The following is a 25,927-nucleotide window of genomic DNA, read 5'->3' on the forward strand; positions in this document are numbered from 1 at the left end:
TTCTACTTATCTTTCTCAGCATTACATTATTGCCAGAAAGTACATCGGAGATGCAACAGTAAGCGACGAGTGTTGGCCGAGAGAGGCATGGACGTATTTTTCCCGAAATCCAGCCATGAAACTCGCTCTTGTTTATGCCGAGATGCTTTGCAAGTCGCGCCGCTTTTCCGTCAAACAATGTACTAACTGTATATTGGAGGAAGTTGCCGGATGAATTGCATTTCGTGAACACACCAGGATTTTGATGAACATCATCCGGCAATTCCGCTACCAAAGTCGGCGTCGTAGAATTGGGGGGCAGAATCGCTCCTGCTTTGAAACCAGTGCGAACAGCGTCACCACTTTGTGTAACGGAAGCAGTGTCCGCAGTTCGAGGTCGTGACGGAGTGTCAATTTCTCAAGCGCATCGCCCCAATCGCCTGCTATCTCTGCTACCACGTTCATGCTTATGTCGTAGCAGCGGTTGGCCAGTGAATCCTGGTTGGAAACGTTATCTACGAAAAAACGAACTATGGCTCGACAGGCGAGCGACCTTGGAAGCATTCGGCGAAGCGCTTGGCGTAAGGCGGTGCCGTACGTTATTCTTTGCAGGACGGAATATCAGGAGATTACGGATGCGTTACGCAATCGACCAGTTCCACGCCTTTCATTCGCACGTGTTCTGCGAAGGGTGGTTTTCCGGGTTGGCTAACCGGAATGCGTGCGTGTACGTACTGCTTGACGGTGTGCGTTACCCCGCCGAAGTCGAACTGCTGCCTCGCGATGACTTGCGAACCGCTTTCGGTCCGGGTGCTGAGAAGTGGGGGTTTGTCTTGTCGTGCAAAGTGCGGCCCTCAAGCCCCAGTTGGTACGGAGCAGTCCAGCTGGTGCTGTTCGACGGTGAGCGCGAGCTGATGGTCGAACAGCCTGCGATCATCCCGTACGACGCGGAACGCCGCGGCGCGTCTAACGCCGAACTGGATTTCTTCCGACGCATGTACGAAGCCGACGCGCCGAACGTCCTTGAGATCGGCTCGCGCAAGCGTAGTGGCAACGCCAAAACTGATCGCGTGCCTGGCCATGCCAGCTATGTCGGCTTCGACATCGCGGCGGGGCCCAACGTTGATGTGGTTGGTGACGCACACTTCATGTCGCAAACACTGCCGCACAACCATTTTGATTTCGTGTTCTCGATTTCCACGTTCGAGCACCTGCTGATGCCGTGGAAAGCTGCGGTCGAGTTGAACACCGTCATGAAGAATGGCGGTCTTGCATTCATCCATTCGCACCAGACGTGGCCTGTGCACGACGCACCGTGGGACTTTTACCGGTTCTCGAAGTTCGGTTGGCACGGCATATTCAACCGGTACAGTGGGTTCGAAGTCATCGCGAGCGAGCACGCCGAGCCCGCGACGATTATTCCGAAAATGCAGATGAATAATCCGTCCACGTTCCTTGAACTCCAAACTGGCTATCTCATGAGCGTGTGTCTGGTGAAGAAAATCGGGCCGAGCATCCTAAGCTGGGATGCCGATCCCGCGACCATCATGGTGACTGCCTATCCGGGCTGACTCTGCTTGCTTTTCCGCTATCTGTGTTCTGGCGCTGCCAATGACGATATTTCAGATGCCCAACGCATCAGCGGACGGCATGTCGCTCGCCTGGATCGTGCGAGCATCCTTCAGCCAGCCGGGCAGGACAAGCATTTCCAGTCGCGCGTGTCTCTCCTAAGCAAAACAGCCGGAGCCTGCCGGGCATTCCATCGCGCTCCGACGTCGGTATCGAACAGGTTCGTCCCTATTCGGGCACTCCGTTCTGGCAAGAGTACGCACCAGGCGTCGTTGCCCGTCGATGTGAATCACGGAATAACGGACCAGGCTGGGTTGTTTTGTTAATGATACAAAGCAGACTCGCAGTCCGTAGCCCGTCATCGATCCAGGGAAACTTCATGTCCAGACATTTCGCTTCAATCGCCTGCGCCTGCCTTGCGGCCGTTCTGAGCCCGGGCGTCATGGCCGCCGGGCCCGGCAATGCGGCAGACGGCTCTTCTCCATTCACGCTCAGTGACGTGAACAGGGTTGCAATGACAACCGCTGCCGGAGTGCAAGTCTATTCCTGCGAGTACGATCAGGCGCATCGCCTCCAGTGGGTCTTCGCGCGCCCGCAAGCGACACTCTACGATGCCAGTGGGGCCGCGGTGATTGAGCATGGGAAAGGCCCGTCATGGAAAGCGGGAGATGGCAGCAGGATCGAGGGCGAACTGATTTCGCAAGCGCCCAGCGCGACACCCGGCAGCATTCCCCAACTTCTGCTACGAGCGAAAAGCGTTGCCGGCAATGGGATGCTTGCCGACGTGCGCTACGTTGAGCGGCTGGATACGGTGGGAGGCGCCGCGCCGCCCGCAGCATGTACCACCGAGCATCAGATCGGCCAATCCCCCTATCTGGCGCGGTACGTGTTCTGGAAGTAAGGGTGACCTGCGTTTCCACACGGCTTCTCCCAACAGAAGGCGCGATAGCTGCCCGCGCGTCACTTGGCGCCGTAAACGGCGTCGCGCAGATCGATTGTGTATTGGCCGTTCATACCTTCGTAGAGCGTGTTCGACAGCGACACGACGGTCAGCCCGCGTGTGCGGTCGACGAACCACGAGTGACCGTAGACCCCGCCCCAGCGCCACGTGCCTGGCGATTCCGGCGACGCCGCCGCGTGCGGGTCGCGCAGCACAGAAAAGCCGATTCCGAAGCCGACGCCGGGCCGGTCCGGCAAATCGAGGTCGCCGGTCTGCACGCGTCCCATTTCGTCGACGAGGGCGGCAGGCAGCAGAGCGCCGCCGCCCGCGCGCAGCGTGTCCAGCACATGCAGTACGTCGCCTGCGCTGCCCACCATCCCCGCGCCGCCTGACGCAAAAGCCCGCGCGTCGAGCGCGCGTGCCGGCGAGTACGTGACGCCGGCCGTTCCTTCGAGAATGGGTACGGTCTCGTTCTCGGCGAGCCGGTGCGGCTGCGGCGTATCGTTCACGTATGGTGTCGCGAGCCGCGCTGGATCGGGAGCGACGAACGCAGTGTCGCGAACACCGAGCGGACGCAGCACGAGCGCATCGACAGCATCGGCGAGCGGCATCCCGCAGACAGCCTCGATCAGTGCGCCGGTCACGTCGAGCGCGACTGAATAGTTCCAGCTCGTTCCCGGCGCGTACAGCAGTGGCGTGCTCGCGATCCGGCGCACGTTTTCGGCGAGCGTGATGCCTGCGCCATCGAGCCCGTCCGATACGCCCGCGCGCGCATACGGCCCGTTCGTTTCGGCTTGCGCAAAGCGATAGCCGAGGCCCGCGGTATGCGTGAGTAGCTGGCGCACCGTGATCGCCGGCACGTGGCCGTCGGGCAGGGCCGGGCGAAAATCGGCCAGCCAGCGGGTGACCTCATCGTCGAGCGACAGTTTGCCTTGCGCCACGAGCACCATCGCGGCGGTCGAGACGATCGGCTTCGTCACCGACGCGAGCCTGAACAGCGTGTCCTCGCGCATGGGCGTACGCGATTCACGGTCCGCGAACCCGGCGGCGCGCTGATAGACGAGCTGTCCGTTGCGCGCGATCAGCACGACCGCACCGACGAGGCGCTGCGCGTCGAGCGCGCGGGACAGCACCGCATCGACCCGCGCGGCGAGTGCGGGATCGGCGGACTGCGGCAATGACGATGCTGGGGAGAGCGGCATGAAAGGGCTCCGTCGTGACCGGTCGAGCCGACATGTTAGGGGAGCCCCGGCCGGAACCGCCATTAACCCGTACGCCGCAAAGGGCTACGAGCCCTGCACGGTCGATCGTGACTTCACCACGGGATCGTTTCGTTTTCCCAGCGCGTGAACGTTCCTGTGGGGCCGTCCGGGCCCAGCAGCGCGACGCGCACCGCCTCGCGAGCGCCCGCTTCGACGCTGTCCGTGCCCGCATAACCGTTGAGGTTCGTTTTGGTAAAGCCCGGGGAGACAGCGTTGACCTTGATTCCCTCCGGCTCCAGCTCCATCGCCATGGCGACTGTCAAAGCATTGAGGGCCGTCTTGGACGCAGGGTAGACGGGGCCGAAGATCGGGCGGTAGGCAAAGGCTGGGTCCGAGTTCACCGTAAGCGACCCAACGCCACTCGATACGTTGACGATGCGGGCTGCCGGCGCCTTGCGCAGGAGCGGCAGCATCGCCTGATAAACGGCGAGGACGCCGAATACGTTGGTGTCCCACACCGCGCGCATTTCATCGAGCGACACGTTGCTCGGGCGGGTTGTCTTCGCGTACTCCTCGATGGACTGACCGGGCAGTCTTTTCGTATTCGAAATGGCCGCGTTCTGGATCAGTACATCGAGGCGGCCAAACTCGTGGCCCACGCGCTCCGCCGCGGCCGTGATCGAAGCCTGATCCGTCACGTCGAGCTGAAGTGCGCAGGCGCCTGCCCCCACTTCTTTGGCCGCGGCTTCGCCGCGCTCGGCATTGCGCGATCCGACCAGCACAGTGAAGCCGTGTGCCGCGAGATCCTTGGCAATCTGAAGACCGATTCCTTGATTCGCCCCGGTGACCAGGGCGACGGGTTTGTCCTGCATGGCAATCTCCTTGTTGTCCCGGCGGTGGTGCCGGTCGGTCAGCGAACCTCGGCCGCCCACGCTATCGCGTCGGCGCCGGCCGGGATGCGCACCGGTGATGAAGGGTCGGTCGCCGCGCGCCACACGGCTTCGGCGACGTCCTGTGTCCGGGTGATCGGCGCAGACGGATCACCCAGCCTCGCGAAGAGGTTCTTGACGAGATCGGCATACGCTTCGTGGTCGAGGCCGGCCATGCGCGCGCGCCCGTTCTCTGCGAAGCGGGTCTCGGGCGAGCGGCCCGGCAGCACCAGGCACGCCCGCACGCCGAACGGCTCGAGCTCCAGCGCCAACGACTCGGTGAACGCGTTCACCGCTGCCTTGCTCGCGTGGTATGCGGCGATCAGGGGCAGAGCCTTCAGCGTCACGCTCGACGTGACGTTTACGATCACGCCGGCCCTGCGCTGCCGAAACTGGGGCAGCACCGCCTGCGTCAAGGCGATCGTGCCGAAGGTGTTGGTCTCGAAGACCTCGCGCACCGTTGCGGCCGGGGTGAGTTCTACCGGGGAGGCTGCGCCGAAGCCCGCGTTGTTGACGAGGACATCGATCGGGCCCGCGGCTTCGACGGCGTTGCGGATGCTTGCCGGGTCCGTGACGTCGAGCGCCAACACGCGCAGGTGGTCCGAAGGCGGCAGCACGTCGGCGCGCGGCGTGCGCATGGTGGCGACGACGCGCCAGTCGCGGGCGAGGAAGTAACGGGCGATTTCGAGGCCGAAGCCGGAAGAGCAGCCGGTGATCAGCACGGTTTTCATGAGCGTTCCTGTTACGTGATAAGGGAGTGCTCTTACGATAGATGGCCTAAACCGTACTTGCTACAATCAGAGATCCGAATTTCGTTTGCAGGAGTCCGACGATGATCGACCCTTTGGCGGAAGTGGTCATGCTGCTGCAACCGGGCGCCCGATTCTCGAAGCTGGTCTTCGGCGCGAGCCCGTGGCGGATCAGCCGCTCCGATGCCGGCCAGCCGTTCTATTGCGTCGTCCTCGAGGGCGGGTGCTGCATCGCGATCGATGGACACGCGCCGATCGAGCTCCTGTCGGGCGACTTCATCCTGATACCAGCGGCCTACGGCGTCGCGATGTCCAGCCTCGGCGCGCCGCCGGGCATCGAGTCGCGGGCGCCTGTTGCGCTGGGCAACGGTGAGTACAGAATCGGCGATGAAGACAACCCGATCGATGCGCGCGTGATGGCCGGACATTGCAGCTTCGGTTCGCCGGATGCCTCGCTGCTGGTCTCTTTGCTGCCGCAATTCGTGCACGTGCGCGGGGAACAGCGGCTGGCCACGCTCGTGCAACTCGTGCGTGAGGAGTCGCGCGAGCAGCGGCCCGCTCGCGAGATCGTGCTCTCGCGGCTGCTGGAAGTACTGCTCATCGAGGCACTGCGCTTCGCTGCGGGCACCAACGCGTCACCCGGACTGGTGCGCGGGCTTGCCGACGGCCGTCTTGCAGCCGCGATCCGCGGGATGCACGAACACCCGACGCGCGCGTGGACGGTTGCCGAACTCGCCAGGGAGGCCGCGCTTTCGCGTTCCACGTTTTTCGAGCGTTTTAGCCGCGCGGTCGGCGTCGCGCCGATGGAATACCTGCTCAACTGGCGAATGGCGATCGCGAAGGACCTGCTATCCCGAAACGCTGGCCGTGTCGCCGAGATTGCGCAGCGCGTCGGATACAGTTCCGCCAGCACCTTCAGCGTCGCCTTCACACGGCACGTCGGGCGGCCGCCGACGCAGTATGCGCGCGAGTGCATTGTCCAGAACCCGAATGACTACGGCGACGTGCATGGCTGAGCCTTCGCCGCCACGTCGCGAACTGGTGTCCAGCCAACGCCGCTGCGTTCCTGATCGCGGCCAGCCACACATGGGAACCGCGATCACAGCGGCTCGCGAAACAGCTTCAGAAATGCCGACAGCACTGGAGAAACCTGCTTGCGAGACGGGTAATACAGAAAGAATCCGGGGAACGGCGGCGTCCAGTCCTCCAGCAGTCTGACGAGCCGGCCCGACGCCAGCAGGCTCGCCGCTTCATGCTCAAGCACGTAAGCTACGCCGAGCCCCTCTGCTGCGGCATCGAGCATCATGCCCGGATCGTTGAAGGTCAGCGGCCCTTCCAGACTGACTCTCAGTTCGCGGCCATCCCGTTCGAATTCCCATGCATACAGCGTGTGCGCAGTGACCATGCGGTAATTGATGCATCGGTGTTGCGACAGGTCCTCGGGAATGCCGGGCGCCGGATACCGTTCCAGATACGCCGGGGATGCCACCACGGCCATCCGCAGATCCGGGCCGATGCGCCGCGCGACCATGTCCTTCTGCAGCTTTTCCCCTAACCGGATGCCGGCGTCGAAGCCATCCGCGACGATGTCGCGCAAGCCGAAGTCGACGATCACTTCAACTGTCGCATCCGGGTACGCCGCGCAGAACCGCGGCAGCACCGGCCGAACCGCTGCCTCATAGGCTTGCCGTGTCGCGGTGATGCGCAGTGTGCCGGACACGCTGTCGCGTTCCTGGCGCAGACCGCTCAACGTGTCGTCGATCGCTGCCAATGCGGGCTCGAGCGTCCGCAGCAGATGCTCGCCCGCCTCGGTGGGCGCCACGCTGCGGCTCGTACGCCGAAGCAGCACGATTCCGAGCCGCTCTTCGAGCCGCTTGATCGTGTAGCTGAGCATCGAGTTCGAAACGCCGAGATCGGCCGCCGCACGCGTGAAGCTGCGCGTGCGGGCAACAAGGGCGAAGGCGGAGAGATCGTCGAGACTTTTTCTTGCGATCGTTCGACTGGGTTGCATGGCGCATGCGAATTATTCTGGATGATCGAAAGAATAGTCGCCTCTGCCATGAGATCAAGGCGCTGCGGCATGACGCGCGGCGACGGACCGGTTCGTCGTGCCCCGCGCGTAGGGCGATGAAGCGGAAACCGGCTCATCACGGGTTGTTCGAACGGCCTTGGCTGGGCGTTGGCGCAGGAGGCGCCAAAGGCGGGGTATCGCGTCTGATCCCGCAAGCACCACTAGCGCTCAAGCAGAGACAGCATGGCTGGCAGGTAACGTGGGCCAGCGGGCTGGTGTTCCGCAAGGAACGCACTGATGCTATCCAGATCCGCCGGCGTCAGACGGACTGAAGCCGCGCCGAGGTTTTCTTCGAGGTATTTGCGCCGTTTGGTGCCGGGAATCGGCACCAGATCATCACCTTGCTGCAGCAGCCACGCGAGCGCAATCTGGCCGGGTGTCGCAGACTTCCCGTTCGCAAGTGCTTTGACGAAATCCGCGAGCTTGACGTTGGCGTCGAAGTTGCTGCCCTGTATGCGCGGATCATTGGCTGCTCGCCAATCGTCGGCGGGAAGCTCCTCCGCCCGCTTGCTCATGCCGGTCAGGAAACCCCGGCCGAGCGGGCTGTAGGGAACAAAGCCGATGCCAAGTTCACGCAGGGCCGGCAAGACCTTGTCTTCGACGCCGCGCTCAAAGAGCGAATACTCGCTCTGCACGGCTGAAACGGGTTGCACGGCGTGTGCGCGCCGGATGGTGTCGACACTGGCTTCGGACAAGCCGAAATAGCGAACCTTGCCCGCGGCGATGGCGTCCTTGACCGCGCCCGCAACGTCCTCGATCGGCACGGCGGGATCCACGCGATGCTGATAGAGCAGATCGATGTGATCGGTCTGCAACCGGACCAGCGACGCGTCGATCACCTCCTTGATATGTTCGGGGCGGCTGTCGAGACCGCGCACCCCGTTCTCGAACCTGAAGCCGAATTTGGTCGCGATCGTGACTTCATGACGACGCCCTTTCAGCGCGCGTCCGAGCAGTTCTTCGTTGGCGAAAGGGCCATAGACCTCTGCCGTATCGAGGAATGTGCAACCCAGTTCGATCGCCCGATGGATCGTGGCGATCGACTCCGCGTCATCGGGTGTGCCGTATGCATAGGACATCCCCATGCACCCCAGCCCAATCTCCGAAACGACGAGTCCTTCACGTCCAAGCTTGCGCGTGTTCAGCATATGCCCTCCTTGATGGCCGTCTGTCTACAATGGCACGCGCGTCAAAGAGGTGTTAGACCAATACTCTTGATCTTTTGCACAATTCTTTGGTGCGAGTGCGGTGTGAATGGATTCGCCGACATCTCCATCGCGAGGAATGCGTGCGCCTGCGGGGACGAAGCCGGCGGAGGGGCCGTGGAGTCGTTGCCGGATGCTGGCGGGTGTCGCGAGGGCGGCGCGCTACGCACGTGCAAGCCGCGGCAGCGCAAAGAGCCGATCATGCACGATCGATGCCGCCCCGATCGCCGCGCCGTCGGCGCCGAAGCGCGTCACGGTGATGGGGGGCGGCTCGAAGCCATGCAACAGATGAGCCGAGAGCAGGTTTTCGACTTTGGCTTCGACGTGCGGGAACAGCACGCTCAACGGGCCGCCCAGCACGATCCTGTCCGGATCGAGCAAATAGATCAGATTGAGCATGCCGGTCGCCAGCACTTTCGCCCATGCGTCGAAAGCCTGTTCGAGTTCCTTCGTCGCCGCGCGGCGTCCCTCTTTGGCGAGCCACTGCAGTCCGTCGGCATAGGAGCGGTTGCGCGGGAGAAACGCACGGAAACGCTCGTATCCCGCGAGCAGTTCGAAAGTTTGGGTGCCGACGGCATCCGGTCCGCAGCCCATCACCATATGTCCGAGTTCTCCCGCGTAACCATGCGCGCCTTCGATGATGCGGCCGCTCTGCACGATCGCGCCGCCTAGCCCTTCGGCAAGCAGCATCAGCAGCATGTTCTGCGCTTCGCGTTCGTCGGCCATCGCGCATTCCGCGTTGGCGAATGCGACCGCGTCGTTGCAGATTGAAATCGGCCACGGCAGATCGTCGCGCAACGACAGACGCTGCTTCAACGGAACGTCGCGCCAGCCGAGGAACGGCGCGACAACCACGCGACCGCTACGGTCGACGAGGCCGGGAATGGAAACGCATACGCCCTGTAGCCGGGTCGGGTCGATCCCCGCTGCGGCAACGATGCGACCGGGGAGCCGGCCGATCTGGTCAATCGCGGAATCGGGCGTCTTCGAAGCGGGTTCGACCGGTTCGACGATTCTGTACACGATGCGCATATTCAGGTCGACCAGAACCGCGGTGAGCGAGATGCTCGATACGTCGATTCCGATTGCGTACGCGCCTTGCGGATCGAGACGGATGCCCGCTCCGGGCCGACCAGGACGACCGTCGTCGAGCCGGGCAGCGGACTCGACGACGAGACCCGAATCGATCAGCTCCTTGACGGCATGCCCGATCGTCGCGCGCGTCAGATTGAGTTCCCGCGCGAGGTCGGCGCGGCTGAACGTCGCTCCGCGACGCAGCATCCTGAGGCACCTGACGGTATTGATGTGACGAAGCAGGACCGAGGTAGCTGCCGCGCCTTCGCCAATCTGGAGAGCGGATGGCGGTAATTCGTCGGCGCTCCGTGCTCGTTCGCTGCGCTCCGCTGGCATCGGGATGCGCTCGTTGCTGTCCGGGAGATGCTCGCGGCGCGTTTTGCGGAAACGATACAGATAGCTTTTCAGGGTGGCTACCGTGATTGGCAGTCCGTTTGCATTCAAGGCTTCGACTATGTCGAAGAGACGCGCGCCGTCCACAAGGCGTTGTTCTATCTCAGGCATCACGAGGCGCAGCCGCGCGGCTTTCGTACGGGCCTGAACGCCGGAAATCGCCTCGCGAAGCGAATCTTGCCATTCCATATCGTGTCCCTTCAAATGATGCATTCGATATGCATCCTATATGCATTCATTGCACGTAAATGACGTGTAATCACGCATTGATTGTCCTATTTGTTTGTTTAGACTGCAAACATATCTACGGCGGACCAGCGATGCACGCGGTCCGGGTCGTGTCCGCCGTGTTGTTTCGAAACGAATGGAGAGCTTCGTGAGCAAGGATGATCGGCAATTGAGGGTGGGGGTACTCGGATGCGGGCCAATTTCCCAGTTTGCGCACTTCGAGTCAGTCCAGAAAGCGGGCAACGCGGTGCTGCACGCGGTGTGCGACGTCGACGAAGGCCTGGCGCGCCATTTCGGTGAGTTCTACGAGGCGGAGCGCATTTATCAGGACTACGACACGATGCTTGCGGATCCCGCGATCGAAGCCGTCGTGATCGCGACTTCCGATGCCTTTCACGTGCCTGCCGCGATGAAAGCGATCGCGGCGGGCAAGCACGTGCTCTGCGAGAAGCCGATCGGCGTGTCGGTAGATGAAGTCGAAGCGCTTGCCGAGGCCGTGAAGCGAAGCGGCAAGGTGCTTCAGGTCGGGCACATGCTGCGCTTCGATCCGGGCATCGAGTCGGCCAAGGCATTCGTGCAAGACGAAATGGGCGACATGCTCGCGCTCAAAGCCTGGTACTGCGATTCGACTCATCGTTACACGAATACGGATGCGATTCAGCCGCTCGCGCGGCGGGGTACGCGGGTGCTTCGTCCGGCTGGCGATCCGAAGGCGGACAGGCAGCGGTATTTCATGCTGGCGCATGGCAGTCATCTGGTCGATCTCGCACGATACCTGGCGGGTCCGATCCGCTCTGTCGACGCACGGCTGCGCGAGCGGTTCGGTGCCTATTGCTGGTTCGTCGATGTCGATTTCGAAAGCGGCGCGCTCGGACATCTCGATCTGACCATTCCGGTCCGCATGGACTGGCACGAAGGATTCCAGATCTACGGTGAAAACGGCAGCGTGGCCGCGAAGATCTACAACCCCTGGTACTACCGGTCGAGCGATGTCGAAGTTTTCCACGAAAGCAACGCGACGACGACGCGCGTGCTCGGCGCGGATGGACACTTCTATCGCCGTCAGCTCGAGGGCTTCGCCGATGCCGCGCTGAACGGCACGCCGACACGCGGCGCCGGCATCGACGACGGCGTTGCGTCCATGCGCGCGATGGTTGCGATCGCGCAATCGGTTCGCACGGGCAAGCCCGTTGCATTGGCGGACGCGGGAGGCGCACTGTGATGACGCCAGGCGTATTTGCGCGCACCTATGCGGCAAGGTTCCCGGGCGAACTGTTCGCCCGGATCCGGGGGGATGGTTTCTCGTCGGTTCAATTCAATCTGTCTTGTGCCAGACTCGCTTCCCTTCCGGCAGAGCTGCCCGACGGCGTGGCGGCCGCGGTCGCGGAGGGCGCGCGCCGTGAGGGCGTGGTACTGAGCGCGCTTTCCGGCACGTACAACATGGCGCATCCGGATGCGACGCGGCGCGCCCGCGACCGGCGCGCATTGGCCAACGTGATCCGCGCCGCACGCGACATGGGCGTTTCCCTGGTCACGTTATGCACCGGTTCGCGCGATCCGGAGGACATGTGGCGCGCACATCCCGATAACGCATCCGGGCAAGCATGGGCGACGCTGCGCGACGAGCTGGAACACGCACTTGGGCTTGCAGATACGTACGGTGTCGCGCTGGGAATCGAACCTGAGCCCGCTAACGTGGTCGCGAATGCGGTCCTCGCGCGAAGGATCCTCGACGAAATGGATTCGCCGCGTCTCGGCATCGTTCTCGATGCGGCGAACCTGCTGCCACGGGACGTGCTGCCGCGTCAGCATGAGATCGTGGCTCAGGCGGCGGATCTGCTGGGCGGCAATCTGCTGCTCGTGCATGCGAAAGACATCGATGCGAGTGGCAACGTCGTTCCGGCTGGGAAGGGTGCGGTCGACCTGCCTGCGTTCGTCGCACGTGTGAGCGCCGCCGGGTATGACGGCCCGCTGATCGCGCACAACTTCGCCGAATCGGCCGCTCCCGAGGTAGCCGCTTACCTGGCCTCGCTCATCGGGAGCCGGACATCGTGAAGCGCGAGTTTTTCGAAACGGACGACGGTTGCCGGCTCGCCTATGTCGACGCAGGGCGTGGCGTGCCGTTTCTTTGGCAGCACGGCCTCGGCGCGGATCAGAGCCAGCCCGCCGAAGTGTTGCCGCCGCTCGAAGGCATCCGCCGCATCACGCTCGAATGCCGCGGCCATGGGGAGTCGGCGCTCGGTAACGTCGACGCGATTTCCATCGCGCAGTTCGCCGACGATGCGATCGCGCTGCTCGATCACCTAGGCATCGAGCGCGCTGTTCTAGGCGGGATTTCGCTTGGCGCGGCGGTCGCATTGCGGCTTGCCGTGACACGACGCGAGCGCGCGGCGGCGCTGATTCTCGCCCGGCCGGCATGGACGGATGAGCCGGCACCTGCGCGCCTGCGAATCTATCGCGACGTAGCGGGTTTGCTCGAAGCGCATGGTGCGAGCGAAGGACGGCGGCATCTCGAAGCGTCGAGCCGGTTTCGCGAGATCGAGCGGATCTCTCCGGACAACGCGGCGTCGATGCGCGGCTTCTTCGAGCGGCCCGATCCGGCCTCGACGATCGCGCTGCTCGACAGGATCCCTGCCCAGGGACCGGGCGTTTCGCGCGACGACATAGGCGGGCTCGCATTGCCGACGCTGGTCGTTGCGAACGATCACGACTACGTGCATCCGCTCGAGACGGCCGTTGCGCTGGCCGGGTGGATTCCAGGCGCCGAGCTTCGCCGGATCACGTCGAAAACGGTCAGCCGCCGGCAATATGTGGATGAGTTCGGGCAGACGCTGAGCGACTTCCTGACGCCGATGAGGGAGCACGCATGACGATTTTTCCGGTTGCTCGCCCGTCGGCAGTCGAAGAAGGCGGCCCGATCCTGGTGATCGACATCGGCGGCACCCACATCAAGTTCGGTTACGTACGGGACGGACGGCCGCTCGCGTACAGGAAACACGTACCGACCGACGCGTTGCGCTCGGGCGATGCGATCGATGCGCTGTCGCGGATCGTGACGGAGGTTGCCGCCGAGGCCGGATTGAAACCGGCCTCGGTCGTGGCCGCCGTTCCGGGATTCATCGATACGGATCACGATCGCGTCCTGCACGCGGAAAACGTCGCCGGTCTCAACGGCAGGCGGCTTGGAAAGGAACTCGGCAGCCGGCTGGGCTGCCGGGTCTTGCTGGAGCGCGACGCCGTGCTCGCACTGATGGGCGAAACACGTGCGGGCGCCGCGCAGCATGCGGATCATGTGCTCGGCATTTTCTTCGGCACGGGCATTGGCGCGGCGTTCATGGACGGGGGCAAGCCGTTTCGTGGCGCGGGCTGGGCGCTTGAAATCGGGCTGATGCCGTTCGTTGCCGATGGGGCGCTTGAGGCCGGCTCACAACCGGACTGTCTGGAAACCCATGCATCGGGCCGGGCGCTGAAGCAGATTGCCGGGCGCTTCGACGTGCCGATCGAACGCGTATTCAGCGTGCCCGAAGCCGATCCAGCCTTGCACGAAGCGCTCGTGCATTTCGTTCGCCATCAGGCGCTGGCGGTCGGGATGGCGGCGGCCATGATTTCGCCGGCCACGATCCTGATCGGCGGTGGCGTAGTGGAGATGGCCGGTTATCCGCGCGCAATGCTGCATGCGCTGATCGCCAGCTACGTACCGGCTGCCCGGACAGGGCGGCCACTCGATCTGCGCTGGTGCCAGTATGGATGGGACGCGGTGCTGTACGGCGCGTCGTCCATCGTTTCGGAAAACCAGAAGCAGACAATCGAACGATAGGAGACGAAGATGAAACTCGCGAAGCAGAGGGGCGATTTCACCGCCCGCTTGAGGAGAGGTGTCTGCAAGTCCGCATGGAAGGTATCGGGTTCATTGGCATTGATGGCGATGGGTGCCGGCGCGTCGGCGGCCACGATCACGATCGCATCGGTCAACAACCCGGACATGATCGAGCTGAAGAAGCTGTCGCCGGCGTTCGAGAAGGCGAACCCGGACATCAAGCTGAACTGGGTCGTGCTCGAAGAGAACGTTCTGCGCCAGCGCGTGACGACCGATATCACGACGAACGGCGGTCAATTCGACGCGGTCATGCTGACCAGCTACGAAGCGCCGCTGTGGGGCCGGCGCGGCTGGCTCGTGCCGCTCGACGACATGCCGGCCGCCTACGATCTGAACGACGTGTTCAAGACGGTGCGCGACACGTTATCGGACGGCGGGCACCTGTACGCATTGCCGTTCTACGTCGAGAGCACGATGACGTACTACAGGAAGGACCTGTTCGCCGAGAACGGGCTGACGATGCCCGATCAGCCCACCTACCAGCAGATCGCCGCTTTCGCCGACAAGCTGAACGATCCCGCGAAAGGGCTCTACGGCGTGTGCCTGCGCGGCAAGGCTGGATGGGGAGAGAACATGGCGTATCTGTCGACGGTGGCCAACACGTTCGGCGGGCGCTGGTACGACGAAAACTGGCGGGCACAGTTGACCTCGCCGCAATGGAAGAAGGCGGTGAGCTACTACGTCGACCTTCTCCGGAAGGACGGGCCGCCCGGCGCCAGTTCGAACGGGTTCAACGAGAACCTGACGCTGATGGCGTCGGGGCGGTGCGCGATGTGGGTAGACGCGACTGTGGCAGCCAGTTTTCTGTCCAACACGACGCAATCGCGCGTGGCAGGCAAGATCGGCTATGCGCTGGCGCCGATTGCCGATACGCCGAAGGGTTCGCATTGGCTCGGCGGCTGGGCGCTCGCGGTGCCGAGTTCGTCGAAGTCGCACGAAGCCGCGCAGAAGTTCGTTGCATGGGCAACGTCGAAGCAGTACATCGAGCTGGTGGCGAAGGATGAAGGATGGGCCTCTGTGCCTCCCGGCACCCGCAAGTCGACGTACGAGCGTGCCGACTACCGGCAGGCCGCGCCATTCGCGAGCATCGTGCTCAAATCTATCGAGACTGCGGACCCGAACGACGCAACTGCGCAAAAGGTTCCGTATTCCGGTATCCAGTACGTTAGCATTCCTGAGTTCCAGTCGATCGGCGCGGTCGTCGGGCAGAGTATCGCGGGCGCATTGGCCGGGCAGATGAGCGTCGATCAGGCGCTTCAGGCCGGCAACACGGCGGCCGATCGCGCGGTGCGCCAGGCCGGGCTCCAGAAGTGAGCGCGGCATCATCGGAACACAGTTCGAGGCTCGGGCGGAGATTTCCCCGCGCCGAGTCTCGAACGGCTCACATCGTCATTTGTGTTTGAGGAACGATCGTATGTACCTGGAAAAATACCGGCTCGACGGCCGGATCGCGGTCGTCACGGGCGGCGCGAGCGGAATCGGGCTCGCCTGTTCGCAGGCCCTGCTGGAGGCAGGGGCGCGCGTCGTCGTTGCCGATGCGAGCGAAGCCAACCTTCGGAGAGCGCGCGCGCAGATTCGAGGCGGTGACGAGGGGCGCGTCGAGTTCGCGCCGCTGGACGTGACGCAGGCGGCCGCCGTCGATGCGTTTGCGCGCGCTTGCCGCGAGCGCCACGGCAAGGTCGACATCCTCGTCAACTGCGCGGGGATCGGCCGTCAGTCGAGCGGCGAGGAAACGGACGAAGACGAATGGCGGCTGGTGCTGGACGTCAACCTCAACGGGACGTTCTGGTGTGCGAAGGCATTCGGCGCGGTGATGCTCGCGCAAGGCGGCGGCGCGATCGTCAATATCGGATCGATGTCGGGCGATATCGTGACGCGTCCGCAGAAGAACGTTCACTACAACGTGTCGAAGGCGGGTGTTCATCACATGACGCGTTCGCTCGCGGCGGAATGGGCGGATCGGAACGTCCGCGTCAATGCCGTCGCCCCCGGCTTTGTCGAAACGCCGATGAGCGCGTATGCGTTGAAGACCGACGTCGAAACGACGCGGACGTGGCTGTCGAATACGCCCAGCGGGCGCGTCGGCCAGCCCGACGAAGTTGCGTCGATCGTGCACTTCCTCGCATCGGATGCGTCGAGCCTGATGACCGGCGCGATTGTTGCGGCGGACGGCGGTTACACGCTGTGGTGATGGCATGCGATCGCCTCGTTACTCGGCCCCAATGCATCTGCGACCGCATTTGACGAAGACGGCGAGCGCGGAGCGCGTGACGGATGCCGGCGTCGTTCGCGGCTCGCCGATGCTGTGCAGGCATCGCAACGGGCGGGCCGTGGCGCGCGATTCGTGTTCGAGCCGATCTGGTAGCATCCGTTCAATCATTCATGGGTCTCGAAAACGAAGGAGCGTCGTGGCTAGCAGGTCGGGTAAGAAGGGTGCGGGGCAAAGCGAGCGACCGGCTCGCCTGATCGACGTCGCGCACCGCGCCGAGGTTTCGCGCGCCACGGCGGCGCGCGTGCTGGGAGGCTACGGCTTCGTCGGCGGCGAGACGCGCGAACGTGTGCTGGCCGCGGCGCGCGAGCTGAACTACAGCGCGAACGTCGTGGCCCGTGCAATGCGGGCGGGCCGCACGCAGACCATCGGCGTCGTCGTCGCGGACATCAGCAACTCGTTCTTCAGTCATGCGACGCGGGCCATCATCGACACGGCCGCGAAGGCGGGCTATCAGACGCTGGTGCTCAACACGGACGACGATCTCGCCAAGGAAATCGACGCCGTGCGCGTGCTGGTCGAGAAGCGCGTCGATGGTCTGATCGTGGTGCCGTCGTCGCCGACCCGCTACGACCATCTCGTACAGGAAGGCGAACTCGCCAAGCCGCTCGTGCTGCTCGATCGCCGCGTCGAAGAGTTGCACGTGCCGGTTGTCTGCACCGACGACCGGGGCGGTGCGAGAGCGGCCGTCGAGCTTTTCCTCGCACGCGGACATACGCGTATCGGCTTGCTGGTGGCAACCGCCGCGGCGCGAGGCGGCCCGCAAGCGCCGCAGCCTGACGATGCCGTTTCCACCGTGCACGAACGCGTGGCGGGTGCGCTGGAGGCAATCGATGCGCGTCGCGCGCGCCAACCCGCCATCCGCTACTGCCGCAGCACGATCGAAGAGGCGCGGGAGGGCGCGCTGGCGCTGCTGACGCACAAAACGCCCGCCACCGCGATCCTCGCGACCAACGAGGAAATGACCTTCGGCGTGCTGGCGGCTTGCGACGAGCTGGGGCTTGCCGTCGGCAAGGATGTCTCGCTGGTCAGTTTCGACGATACCCCGTGGTCGCGCGCGATCGCGCCGGCGATTTCCGTCGTCAGGCGTCCGGTCTACGAACTCGGCCATGCGGCGGCGAGCGCATTGATCAGGGAAATCCGCGGCGAGGGCCGATCCGGGGAGATCCTGCTGCCCGTCGAACTCATCGATAGGCGATCGGTAGCGAAACACGCGAAACGGGCTCGCTAGTTCGGCTCGAAGCGTACGCACAGCCCTTTGTGCGTGCTCGATACCTCGCCATTCCGTATTGACAGTTACGAAAGACTCTGAAAATATCGCCGGAAAAGAGATCGATCTCACAAGATCGGTCGCCTATTTGTGAGATCGATCTCATCATGGAGGAGCACAATGAATCTCATCAATCGTTTGACGGTCTGCGCCGTGGCCGGCGCCATGCTTGCATTGTCATCGGCGGCGCCGTGCGCGGCCAAGGAAGTGAAGTCGGTCGGAATTTCCGTCGGATCCCTGGGCAATCCGGGTTTCGTCATCATGTCCAACACGGCAGCGCGTCTGATCCACAAGGCGAACCCGCGAGCCCAGGTCACGACGGTCAGCTACGACTATGACCTCGGCAAGCAATTCAACCAGATCGACAATTTCATCGCGGCCGGAGTCGATTTCATCCTGCTCAATCCGGGCGATCCGAAGGCGGTTGCGCCCGCCATAAAGAAGGCGCATGCGGCCGGCATTCCGGTCATTGCGTTCGATACAGCCGCGCAAGGGGCGGACGCGAACGTGACGACCGACAACGTGATGGCAGGGCGGATTTCCTGTCAGTACATTGCCGACAAGCTCAAGGGCAAAGGTAACGTCATCATCGAAAACGGCCCGCAAGTCTCGTCCGTGATCGATCGCGTCACGGGCTGCAAGCAGGTATTCGGTCGATATCCGGGCATCAAGGTGCTGTCGGACAACCTGGACGGCAAAGGCTCGCGCGAGGGCGGCATGGCGGTTGCCCAGGGTTACCTGACGCGCTTCCCGAAGATCGATGCGATCTTCACCATCAACGATCCTCAGGCAATCGGCACGGCGCTGGCCGCGCGGCAGATGAACCGCAGCGATTTCTTCATCACGTCGGTGGACGGCTCGCCCGATATCGAAGCAGCGCTGAAGGACCCCGGTTTCTCGATGATCGAGGCATCGGCAAGCCAGGATTTCTATTCGATACCGAAGGTCGCCGTCGAAGTCGGCCTCGGGTTGATCAACGGCAAGAAGCCCGAGAAACCGCTGATTCTCGTTCCGTCCAGTCTCGTGACCCGGGCCAATGTCGGCGCGTACAAAGGCTGGAACGCGAAGCACGACGACTGAGCGCCGGCGGGCGCGCAGCGCGACTTCTCGCGCGCCCGGCCCTGATGATCTTTTCTTCGAATTCTCCATGACGAATCTCAGCAACAGGACATTGGCGTCGTTCGGTCCGGACGTCGACGTGCCGACCTATGACCGCGGCCGCGTGCGTCCCGGAATCGTGCACTTCGGTGTCGGCAATTTCCATCGCGTGCATCAGGCCATCGCGATCGACGCCTGCCTGCATCATCCGGCACACGAAAACTGGGGCATTTGCGGCGTCGGCCTGATGGACGGCGCCGCGGCCGACGGGAAAGCCGACGCTTATCGCCGGCAAGACAACCTCTATACCGTTACCGAACTGACGCCGGATGCGCCGCGCCGGGCTCGCGTGGTCGGCGCAATGGTCGAGTACCTGCACGCGCCGCGCGACCCGGAAGCGGTACTCGCGCGTCTTGCCGATGCCGCTACGCGCATCGTGTCGTTGACCATTACCGAGGGCGGATACAACCTCGACGAAGCAAGCGGGGAATTCCGGCTCGACACGCCGGAAATCCGTGAGGAGCTGACCGGCGGCGCGCCTCGCACCGTGTTCGGCTACATCGTCGCCGCACTGCGACGCCGGCGCGATGCCGGGCTGCCGCCGTTCACGGTGATGTCTTGCGACAATCTCCCGCGCAACGGCGATACGACCCGCCACTGTGTCGTGAGCTTCGCGAAGATCGTCGATCCGGCGTTGGCGGACTGGATCGAGGCGAACGGCGCATTCCCGAATTCGATGGTCGACCGCATCGCGCCGCAGGTGCCGGAAAGCGAGCGCTTGCGGCTGGTCGCCGCGACCGGCGTCGACGATCTCGTTGCGGCGACTTGCGAGACCTACACGAGCTGGGTCGTCGAGGACCGCTTTTGCGCCGGGCGCCCTCGGCTCGAACTGGCCGGCGTCGTGTTCAGCGACGAGGTTCCGGCTTATGTCGCGGTGAAGGGGCGGCTGTCCAATGCCGCCCACATGCTGATGTGCTATCCCGCGCTGCTGATGGGCGCGCGCTTCGTCGACGAAGGCATGCGCTTCCCGGAGATCGTCCGGTTGCTCAAGAACTTCTGGACGCTCGACGCGCGTCCCCTGGTCGAGCCGCCGAGCGGATATTCCGTCGATGCGTTCACTGAGAGCGTTCTCGCCCGCTTCGCCAATCCCGCGATCAAGGATCAGTTGCTTCGCGTCGCGGGCGACGGCGCATCCAAGATCGTCGTCTTCCACGGCAAGACCATCGCGCAACTGATCGCTGGCGACGGCGACCTGACGCGCGAAGCGTTCCTGATCGCGTTGTTCGGACGCTACCTCGGCGGTGTCGACGATCGCGGCGAACGCTTCGACGTGTTCGAACCGCACATCGGCACCGCGGACTGGACGCGGCTGCGCGAAGGCGATCCGCTGGCGGTACTCGACATCGATGCATTTCGCGGACTCGGCCTGCGCGGCAGCCCGCGTTTCGTGGCGGCGTATCGGGACATGTCGGAACGGCTTGCGGCGCAGGGCGTCGCCGCGACGTTGACGCAGATTCTGGTTCAGGAGTGAGCCGATGAACAATGCGAACAATCCACCGCTTCTGGAGATTCGCAATGTCTCCAAGTCTTTCGGGCGGTTCCGGGCGCTGAAGGGCGTGTCGCTCAGCGTGAATGCGGGCGAGATCCATTCGCTGATGGGCGAGAACGGTGCCGGCAAGTCGACGCTGATGAAGATTCTTGCCGGCGCACATCGGCCGGACGAAGGTTCGGAAATCCTGATCGACGGCCGTCCGGTGACGATCGATGGGCCGATGGCCGCCAAGGCGCTCGGTATCGCGATCATCTATCAGGAACTCGCGCTCGCGCCGAATCTCACGGTCGCCGAAAACATCTACCTTGGCCGCGAGCCGAGCCGTGGCGCGCTGATCGACCGCGATGCGATGGCGGCCGGCGTCGGGACCGTTCTGCAACGCCTCGGCGCCAGCTTCACCGCGCACTGCAAGGTGGCGGCGCTGTCGATCGCGGAGCGCCAGCTGGTCGAGATCGCCCGCGCGCTCCATGCGCGATCGAGGCTGCTCATCATGGACGAGCCGACGACCACGCTGTCCGAGCGCGAGACCGAGCGGCTGTTCGAACTCGTTCGCCAACTGAGGCAGGAGGGGCTCGCGATCGTCTACATCAGCCACCGGATGAAGGAGGTCTACGAGCTTTCGGATCGCGTGTCGGTGCTGCGCGACGGCGCCTATGCCGGCACGCTCGAGCACGGCGCGATCACGCCGGACGCCGTGGTGAGCATGATGGTCGGCCGCGATCTGTCCTCTTTCTACAAGAAGGTGCACGACGCGCATCGCAGTCAAGGCCGGGCCATCCTGTCCGTGCGCGGCGTGACCGATGGCCGGCGCATCCATCCATGTTCGTTCGACATACGCGAAGGGGAAGTGCTCGGCATCGCGGGCCTGGTCGGAGCGGGGCGCACGGAGCTTGCAAGATTGATCTACGGCGCGGATCCCAGAACCGGCGGCACGATTTCGGTCGACGGCCGCGAGGCGGACATCCGCTCGCCGCTGTCCGCCATCAACGCAGGCATCGCCTATCTGACCGAGGACCGGAAGCTGTTGGGATTGATGCTCGACATGTCGGTGTCGGAGAACCTCAACCTCGGTGTGATCGCACGCGATGCGCGGGCCGGCGGCTTTCTGAATCTGCGCAAGGCCCGTCGGCGGACGGCGTCGGCGATCGAGGCAACGGGCATTCGTGCGGCTTCGCCGGCCGTACCGGTGGGCGGCCTGTCGGGCGGAAACCAGCAGAAGGTCCTGCTGTCGCGCCTGCTCGAAACACAGCCGCGCGTGCTGATTCTCGACGAGCCGACGCGTGGCGTCGACATCGGCGCGAAGTCCGAGATTTACCGCCTGATCGATCGCCTCGCGCGCGATGGCGTCGGCGTGGCGGTGATCTCGTCGGAGTTGCCGGAGATCGTGGGTATCTGCGATCGCGTGCTCGTCATGCGCGAAGGCGCGATTGCCGGCGAAGTCGGCGGCGCGGCCGGGTCCGGACAAATCACGCAGGAAAACATCATGGCGATCGCCACGTCCGCCGTACCGGACGCAGCCTGACGCGATTTGCCATCGGCACGGATACGATTCAACACAGCACGGAAGGCATCATGACTTCGATTCAATCGCCCGCGGCCGAGACGCCGCAACACAAGATCGCCGTGACCGGCGCGCTTCGGGGACTCGGCATGCTGCCGGCTCTCGTGCTCATCGCCGTTCTGTTTCAACTACTCTCGGGCTACGTCGAATCAGGCAGCCTGTCCTGGGCGCATGGCCGCGTGATGACCTGGAACAACCTGTCGGTCGTGCTTCAGCAAGCGTCCATCAACACGGTGCTCGCGGCCGGCATGACGTTCGTGATCCTGACCGGAGGCATCGACCTGTCGGTCGGCTCCGTGCTGGCCGCCTCCGCGATGCTGGCGCTCCTGACGTCGCTGGAGCCGGGGTGGGGCATGGCGGGGTTCTTCGTTGCGCTTGCAGCCGGCGCGGCATTGGGCCTCGTCAACGGTTCGCTGATCGCCTTCCTGCGCCTGCCGCCTTTCATCGTGACGCTCGGCACGATGACGTCGGTGCGCGGGCTCGCGCGCCTGTTCGGCCAGGACAACACGATCTTCAACCCGAGCCTTCCGTTCGCCGTGCTCGGCAACGGGACGATCTTCGGCGTGCCGTTGCTCGTCATCATCGCGCTCGCCACGGTCGTGATTTCCTGGCTCATCCTGCGTCGCACGGTGTTGGGCATGCGCATCTATGCGGTCGGCGGAAACGCCGAGGCATCGCGGCTTGCCGGCATCAAGGTTGGGGCGGTCACGCTGTTCGTCTATGGCCTGTCGGGTCTGCTCGCCGGGCTCGGCGGCGCGTTGTCCGCGGCGCGGCTCTATGCGGCGAACGGCATGCAACTGGGGCAGTCCTATGAACTCGACGCGATTGCCGCCGTCATTCTGGGTGGGACCAGCTTCGTCGGCGGTATCGGTTCGATCTGGGGCACGCTGATCGGTGCGCTCATCATCGCGGTGCTGTCGAACGGCCTGATCCTGATCGGCGTATCCGATACCTGGCAGTTCATCATCAAGGGGCTGGTCATCATCGGCGCGGTCGCGCTCGATCATCTCCGCGGTTCGGCCAGCGCAAGGACGTGATGGGTGTCGGGAAGCAGCAGGGCGCACGGGTCGGATTCTGGCCGTGCAGCCCTACAGGGTTGGGCACGCAGTGAAACAGCGTCTCGATATCGATGTGGCGAACGCCGCCCCCCGCCGAAGGCATCTGCATGAGGGCATGAGAGCATGAGACGAGGGCGGCGCGTTCACTTCCGGTTATGCACTCCGTGCCGCGCCGCGAGCCATAGATTCACGGAGTGGCTTGCGGTACGCACCGCTTCCACGAGGCGGCTGTCCGACGCGAGTTCGCCCCATACGCGTCGATCGGCGCAGAAGACCGCGACCGGGTCTTCCGAAGCCAGCATTGCGCGGATTTCCTGATGATCCAGAAGACTATCGCGGTACGGGATACGCAGCGTGCCGTCGGCCCAGCGTGCCAGAAAAGCCAGGAATAGCGCGGGCAGCAGCGCCGTTGCCGAAGGCGATGCGCCGCGCGCGAAGCAGTCGCGTAGCGTCGGTACGATGAATCCCGACAGCTTCGTGAAGCCGTCGGCGGCGACGCGCTCGTTCGTGTCCCGGATGTCCGGATTGCCGAACCGTTCGAGCACGACGTCGCGATATCGTGGAAGATCGACCGGACTGGGAAGCAGGCTCGGAATGACATCCTGCGTGATGTAGTCGCCGGCGAATCGGGCGATCTCCGCGTCGCCCGTGCCTTCGTGAATGTATTCGAATCCGGCCAGCGTCCCGGCCCACGCGATGCAGCTATGGGTGGCGTTCAGGATGCGGATCTTCGCTTCCTCGTAGGGGAGCACGGAATCGACGAGCTCCGCGCCGGCCGACTCCCACGCGGGCCTTCCCGCGATGAAATCGTCTTCGATCACCCACTGGGCAAAGGACTCGCCCATCACCGGACATCGATCGTCGAAGCCGGTGGCGGCGAGTACGTGAGGGCGAATGTCGGGTGTCGGGCGCGGCGTGATACGGTCGACCATCGCGCTCGGGGTCGTCGTATGCTCGTCGACCCAGCGCTTCAGTTCGGCAAGGTTGCGTCGTTCGAGGAATTCGGCGAAACCAGCGCGAAATTTTTCGCCGTTATGACGCAGATTGTCACAGCATTGCAGCGTGACGGGCCCGCCGTCGGCACGGCGTCGTGCATCGAGGATCGCGGCGAGCACTCCGTAAATGGTCGTGCGAGCGCCGTCGAGGTCGGCTGCGATGTCGGGATGGGAAACATCGAGCCGGTCGCGGCTGTCGAGGTAATACCCGCTCTCGGTGACCGTAAACGAAATGATTCTGCATGTACGCGATGCACCGCATTCGATGAGCGGCGCATGATCCGGTGACCAGGGCAATACGTGCTGGATGGAGCGAATGTGTTCGTATGCGCGAACGCCGTCCGGCGTCACGGTTTCGAGCGTATACATGCCGTTCTGTGCCGCAAGCGCCTCGTGTGTCGGGTTCATGTCGCTTCTGATGTTGCCGGCGGCGATGGACCAATCGAGGGCATGCTCATTCCCGCTTTCGCGCAGTCTGTGCAAGTACCAGGCTTGATGCGCACGGTGGAATGAACCCGTGCCAATGTGAAGAATGATCCGCCCGGTATTGGCGGAGTGAGTCGGAGAGCTCATGAGAACCTGGGGTGTGGGTTAAACAGAGTCGCGCAGTGCGGGATCAGGCAGCCTTCGCGTGCGGGCTCAGCCGGCGGAATGCCTGGCCGTGCTCGTCGAACAGGTGGCAGTGCTCGGCGTTTGCCTGCACGCCCAGCGCCTCGCCGGTGCGGTACGTGTCGAGCGGCGGAATTCGCGCGATCAGCCCGTCCGGCGCGACGGCCGACTCCGCGTACAGGTACGCGGAGTCGCCGAGCGATTCGACCGCCATCGTCTTCGCGACGACTCCCGCCGTCCCGGCGCCGACCTTCAGGTGTTCGGGTCTCACACCGACCGTCACGGCCGCGCCGCGCTGCAGCCCCGCCGCTTCCACTGCGACGCGCTGCGTGTCGCCGCTGTCGAAGCGCACCAGCACGCCGGCCGCGTCGGCCGATTCGACCGTGCCCTTCAGGAAGTTCATCTTCGGCGAGCCGATGAAGCCCGCGACGAACTGGTTCGCGGGGGCGTGGTATAGCTCGTTCGGCGTGCCGACCTGCTGCACGGCGCCGCCCGACAGCACGACGATCTTGTCCGCCAGCGTCATCGCCTCGACCTGGTCGTGCGTCACGTAGATCATCGTCGTCTTCAACTCGTCGTGCAGACGCGCGAATTCGAGGCGCATCTTCACGCGCAGCGCGGCGTCGAGGTTCGACAGCGGCTCGTCGAACAGGAACACCTTGGGTTTTCTCGTGATCGCGCGGCCGATCGCGACGCGCTGCCGCTGACCGCCCGACAACTGCTTCGGCTTGCGCTCGAGCAGGTGATCGATGTGCAGGATCTTCGCGGCCTGCTTCACGGCCTGGTCGATCTCGGGCTTTTTCGCACCCGCGAGCTTCAGCCCGAACGCCATGTTGTCGTACAGCGTCATGTGCGGATACAGCGCATACGACTGGAACACCATGGCGATGCCGCGCTTCGCGCTCGGCACGTCGTTGACCCTCGCGCCGTCGATCAGCAGGTCGCCGCTCGAGATGTCCTCGAGCCCTGCGATCATCCGCATCAGGGTCGATTTGCCGCAACCGCTCGGCCCGACGAACACGACGAATTCGCCGTCGGCGATGTCGAGGTTCACGTTGCGCAGCACTTCGTTGTCGTCGTAGCGCTTCGCGATGTTGCGCAGGAGCACGCTTGCCATGATTTGTCTCCGTTCGTTGGTGATGCGCCGCGTTGCCGCGCGGCGCGCAATCAGTGCTGGTTCGGCAGCACCACGCCTGCCGCCATGTTCACACCCGCGCCTGTATCCGCGCCTGCCGTCATTTGACCGCCCCGAACGTGAGCCCGCGCACGAGCTGCTTCTGCGACAGCCAGCCGACGATC

General features: G+C 64.0%; 21 protein-coding genes and 1 pseudogene. 14 read left to right on the forward strand and 8 right to left on the reverse strand.

What is annotated here, in order from left to right; all coding sequences use genetic code 11:
- The first annotated feature begins 614 nt into the window (after positions 1-614).
- Positions 615-1,550: a methyltransferase domain-containing protein gene (locus B9Z01_RS31005; RefSeq protein ID WP_085489363.1), complete on the forward strand. Its 936-nt coding sequence runs from the start codon at positions 615-617 to the stop codon at positions 1,548-1,550.
- Between the two features lie 377 nt (positions 1,551-1,927).
- Positions 1,928-2,449, forward strand: a complete 522-nt coding sequence (locus B9Z01_RS31010; RefSeq protein ID WP_085489389.1) for a DUF3455 domain-containing protein — start codon at positions 1,928-1,930, stop codon at positions 2,447-2,449.
- A gap of 59 nt (positions 2,450-2,508) precedes the next feature.
- Here B9Z01_RS31010 and B9Z01_RS31015 read toward each other — a convergent pair whose 3' ends face one another.
- The 3 genes from B9Z01_RS31015 to B9Z01_RS31025 all read right to left on the reverse strand — a co-directional run bounded on the left by B9Z01_RS31015 (position 2,509) and on the right by B9Z01_RS31025 (position 5,350).
- Entirely contained in the window at positions 2,509-3,690 is a 1,182-nt protein-coding gene (locus B9Z01_RS31015) for a serine hydrolase domain-containing protein (protein WP_085489364.1), read from the reverse strand.
- A gap of 113 nt (positions 3,691-3,803) precedes the next feature.
- A complete protein-coding gene (locus tag B9Z01_RS31020; RefSeq protein ID WP_085489365.1) occupies positions 3,804-4,562 on the reverse strand; it encodes an SDR family oxidoreductase in 759 nt (252 codons plus the stop codon).
- Between the two features lie 38 nt (positions 4,563-4,600).
- Positions 4,601-5,350, reverse strand: coding sequence for an SDR family oxidoreductase (locus B9Z01_RS31025; protein ID WP_085489366.1), 750 nt, complete (start codon positions 5,348-5,350; stop codon positions 4,601-4,603).
- Between the two features lie 101 nt (positions 5,351-5,451).
- Between B9Z01_RS31025 and B9Z01_RS31030 the strand changes: the two genes are divergently transcribed.
- Positions 5,452-6,384 (forward strand): AraC family transcriptional regulator, encoded by a 933-nt coding sequence (locus B9Z01_RS31030; RefSeq protein ID WP_085489367.1) that lies wholly within the window; start codon positions 5,452-5,454, stop codon positions 6,382-6,384.
- Between the two features lie 83 nt (positions 6,385-6,467).
- Here B9Z01_RS31030 and B9Z01_RS31035 read toward each other — a convergent pair whose 3' ends face one another.
- From B9Z01_RS31035 to B9Z01_RS31045, 3 genes are all read right to left on the reverse strand, one after another.
- A complete protein-coding gene (locus tag B9Z01_RS31035; protein WP_244196196.1) occupies positions 6,468-7,379 on the reverse strand; it encodes a LysR family transcriptional regulator in 912 nt (303 codons plus the stop codon).
- Between the two features lie 221 nt (positions 7,380-7,600).
- Positions 7,601-8,587 (reverse strand): aldo/keto reductase, encoded by a 987-nt coding sequence (locus tag B9Z01_RS31040; protein ID WP_085489368.1) that lies wholly within the window; start codon positions 8,585-8,587, stop codon positions 7,601-7,603.
- A gap of 219 nt (positions 8,588-8,806) precedes the next feature.
- On the reverse strand, positions 8,807-10,300 hold the full coding sequence (locus tag B9Z01_RS31045; protein ID WP_167387593.1) for an ROK family protein: 1,494 nt from the start codon (positions 10,298-10,300) through the stop codon (positions 8,807-8,809).
- Positions 10,301-10,487: 187 nt separating this feature from the next.
- Between B9Z01_RS31045 and B9Z01_RS31050 the strand changes: the two genes are divergently transcribed.
- From B9Z01_RS31050 to B9Z01_RS31100, 11 genes and pseudogenes are all read left to right on the forward strand, one after another.
- Positions 10,488-11,561 (forward strand): Gfo/Idh/MocA family protein, encoded by a 1,074-nt coding sequence (locus B9Z01_RS31050; protein WP_244196197.1) that lies wholly within the window; start codon positions 10,488-10,490, stop codon positions 11,559-11,561.
- Positions 11,561-12,394 carry a sugar phosphate isomerase/epimerase family protein gene (locus B9Z01_RS31055; protein ID WP_085489371.1) on the forward strand — a complete coding sequence of 278 codons (834 nt, stop codon included), beginning with the start codon at positions 11,561-11,563 and terminating at the stop codon, positions 12,392-12,394. The genes B9Z01_RS31050 and B9Z01_RS31055 overlap by 1 nt, the downstream gene beginning before the upstream one ends.
- Positions 12,391-13,209: an alpha/beta fold hydrolase gene (locus tag B9Z01_RS31060; RefSeq protein ID WP_167387594.1), complete on the forward strand. Its 819-nt coding sequence runs from the start codon at positions 12,391-12,393 to the stop codon at positions 13,207-13,209. Before B9Z01_RS31055 ends, B9Z01_RS31060 begins: the two co-directional genes overlap by 4 nt.
- Positions 13,206-14,156, forward strand: a complete 951-nt coding sequence (locus B9Z01_RS31065) for an ROK family protein (RefSeq protein WP_085489373.1) — start codon at positions 13,206-13,208, stop codon at positions 14,154-14,156. Before B9Z01_RS31060 ends, B9Z01_RS31065 begins: the two co-directional genes overlap by 4 nt.
- A gap of 120 nt (positions 14,157-14,276) precedes the next feature.
- Positions 14,277-15,530, forward strand: a pseudogene (locus B9Z01_RS31070) (ABC transporter substrate-binding protein); the annotation flags it as partial.
- Between the two features lie 100 nt (positions 15,531-15,630).
- The gene (locus tag B9Z01_RS31075; protein ID WP_085489375.1) at positions 15,631-16,407 is read left to right on the forward strand and encodes an SDR family NAD(P)-dependent oxidoreductase; all 777 of its coding nucleotides are present in this window, start codon (positions 15,631-15,633) and stop codon (positions 16,405-16,407) included.
- A gap of 217 nt (positions 16,408-16,624) precedes the next feature.
- A complete protein-coding gene (locus tag B9Z01_RS31080; protein ID WP_167387595.1) occupies positions 16,625-17,716 on the forward strand; it encodes a LacI family DNA-binding transcriptional regulator in 1,092 nt (363 codons plus the stop codon).
- A gap of 159 nt (positions 17,717-17,875) precedes the next feature.
- Complete coding sequence (locus B9Z01_RS31085) at positions 17,876-18,835, forward strand: ABC transporter substrate-binding protein (RefSeq protein WP_085489377.1); 960 nt, start codon at positions 17,876-17,878, stop codon at positions 18,833-18,835.
- A gap of 67 nt (positions 18,836-18,902) precedes the next feature.
- The gene (locus tag B9Z01_RS31090) at positions 18,903-20,384 is read left to right on the forward strand and encodes a mannitol dehydrogenase family protein (RefSeq protein ID WP_085489378.1); all 1,482 of its coding nucleotides are present in this window, start codon (positions 18,903-18,905) and stop codon (positions 20,382-20,384) included.
- A 4-nt stretch (positions 20,385-20,388) separates the two neighbouring features.
- The gene (locus B9Z01_RS31095) at positions 20,389-21,927 is read left to right on the forward strand and encodes a sugar ABC transporter ATP-binding protein (RefSeq protein ID WP_085489379.1); all 1,539 of its coding nucleotides are present in this window, start codon (positions 20,389-20,391) and stop codon (positions 21,925-21,927) included.
- A gap of 50 nt (positions 21,928-21,977) precedes the next feature.
- Positions 21,978-23,003 carry an ABC transporter permease subunit gene (locus B9Z01_RS31100; protein WP_085489380.1) on the forward strand — a complete coding sequence of 342 codons (1,026 nt, stop codon included), beginning with the start codon at positions 21,978-21,980 and terminating at the stop codon, positions 23,001-23,003.
- Between the two features lie 164 nt (positions 23,004-23,167).
- Here the strand turns inward: B9Z01_RS31100 and dalD are convergent, their stop codons facing one another.
- The gene (dalD, locus tag B9Z01_RS31105; RefSeq protein WP_085489381.1) at positions 23,168-24,592 is read right to left on the reverse strand and encodes a D-arabinitol 4-dehydrogenase; all 1,425 of its coding nucleotides are present in this window, start codon (positions 24,590-24,592) and stop codon (positions 23,168-23,170) included.
- A 43-nt stretch (positions 24,593-24,635) separates the two neighbouring features.
- Positions 24,636-25,745: an ABC transporter ATP-binding protein gene (locus B9Z01_RS31110; protein ID WP_085489382.1), complete on the reverse strand. Its 1,110-nt coding sequence runs from the start codon at positions 25,743-25,745 to the stop codon at positions 24,636-24,638.
- Positions 25,746-25,927 lie beyond the last annotated feature (182 nt).

The organism is Paraburkholderia susongensis (genome assembly GCF_900177725.1).
Lineage (GTDB): Bacteria > Pseudomonadota > Gammaproteobacteria > Burkholderiales > Burkholderiaceae > Paraburkholderia > Paraburkholderia susongensis.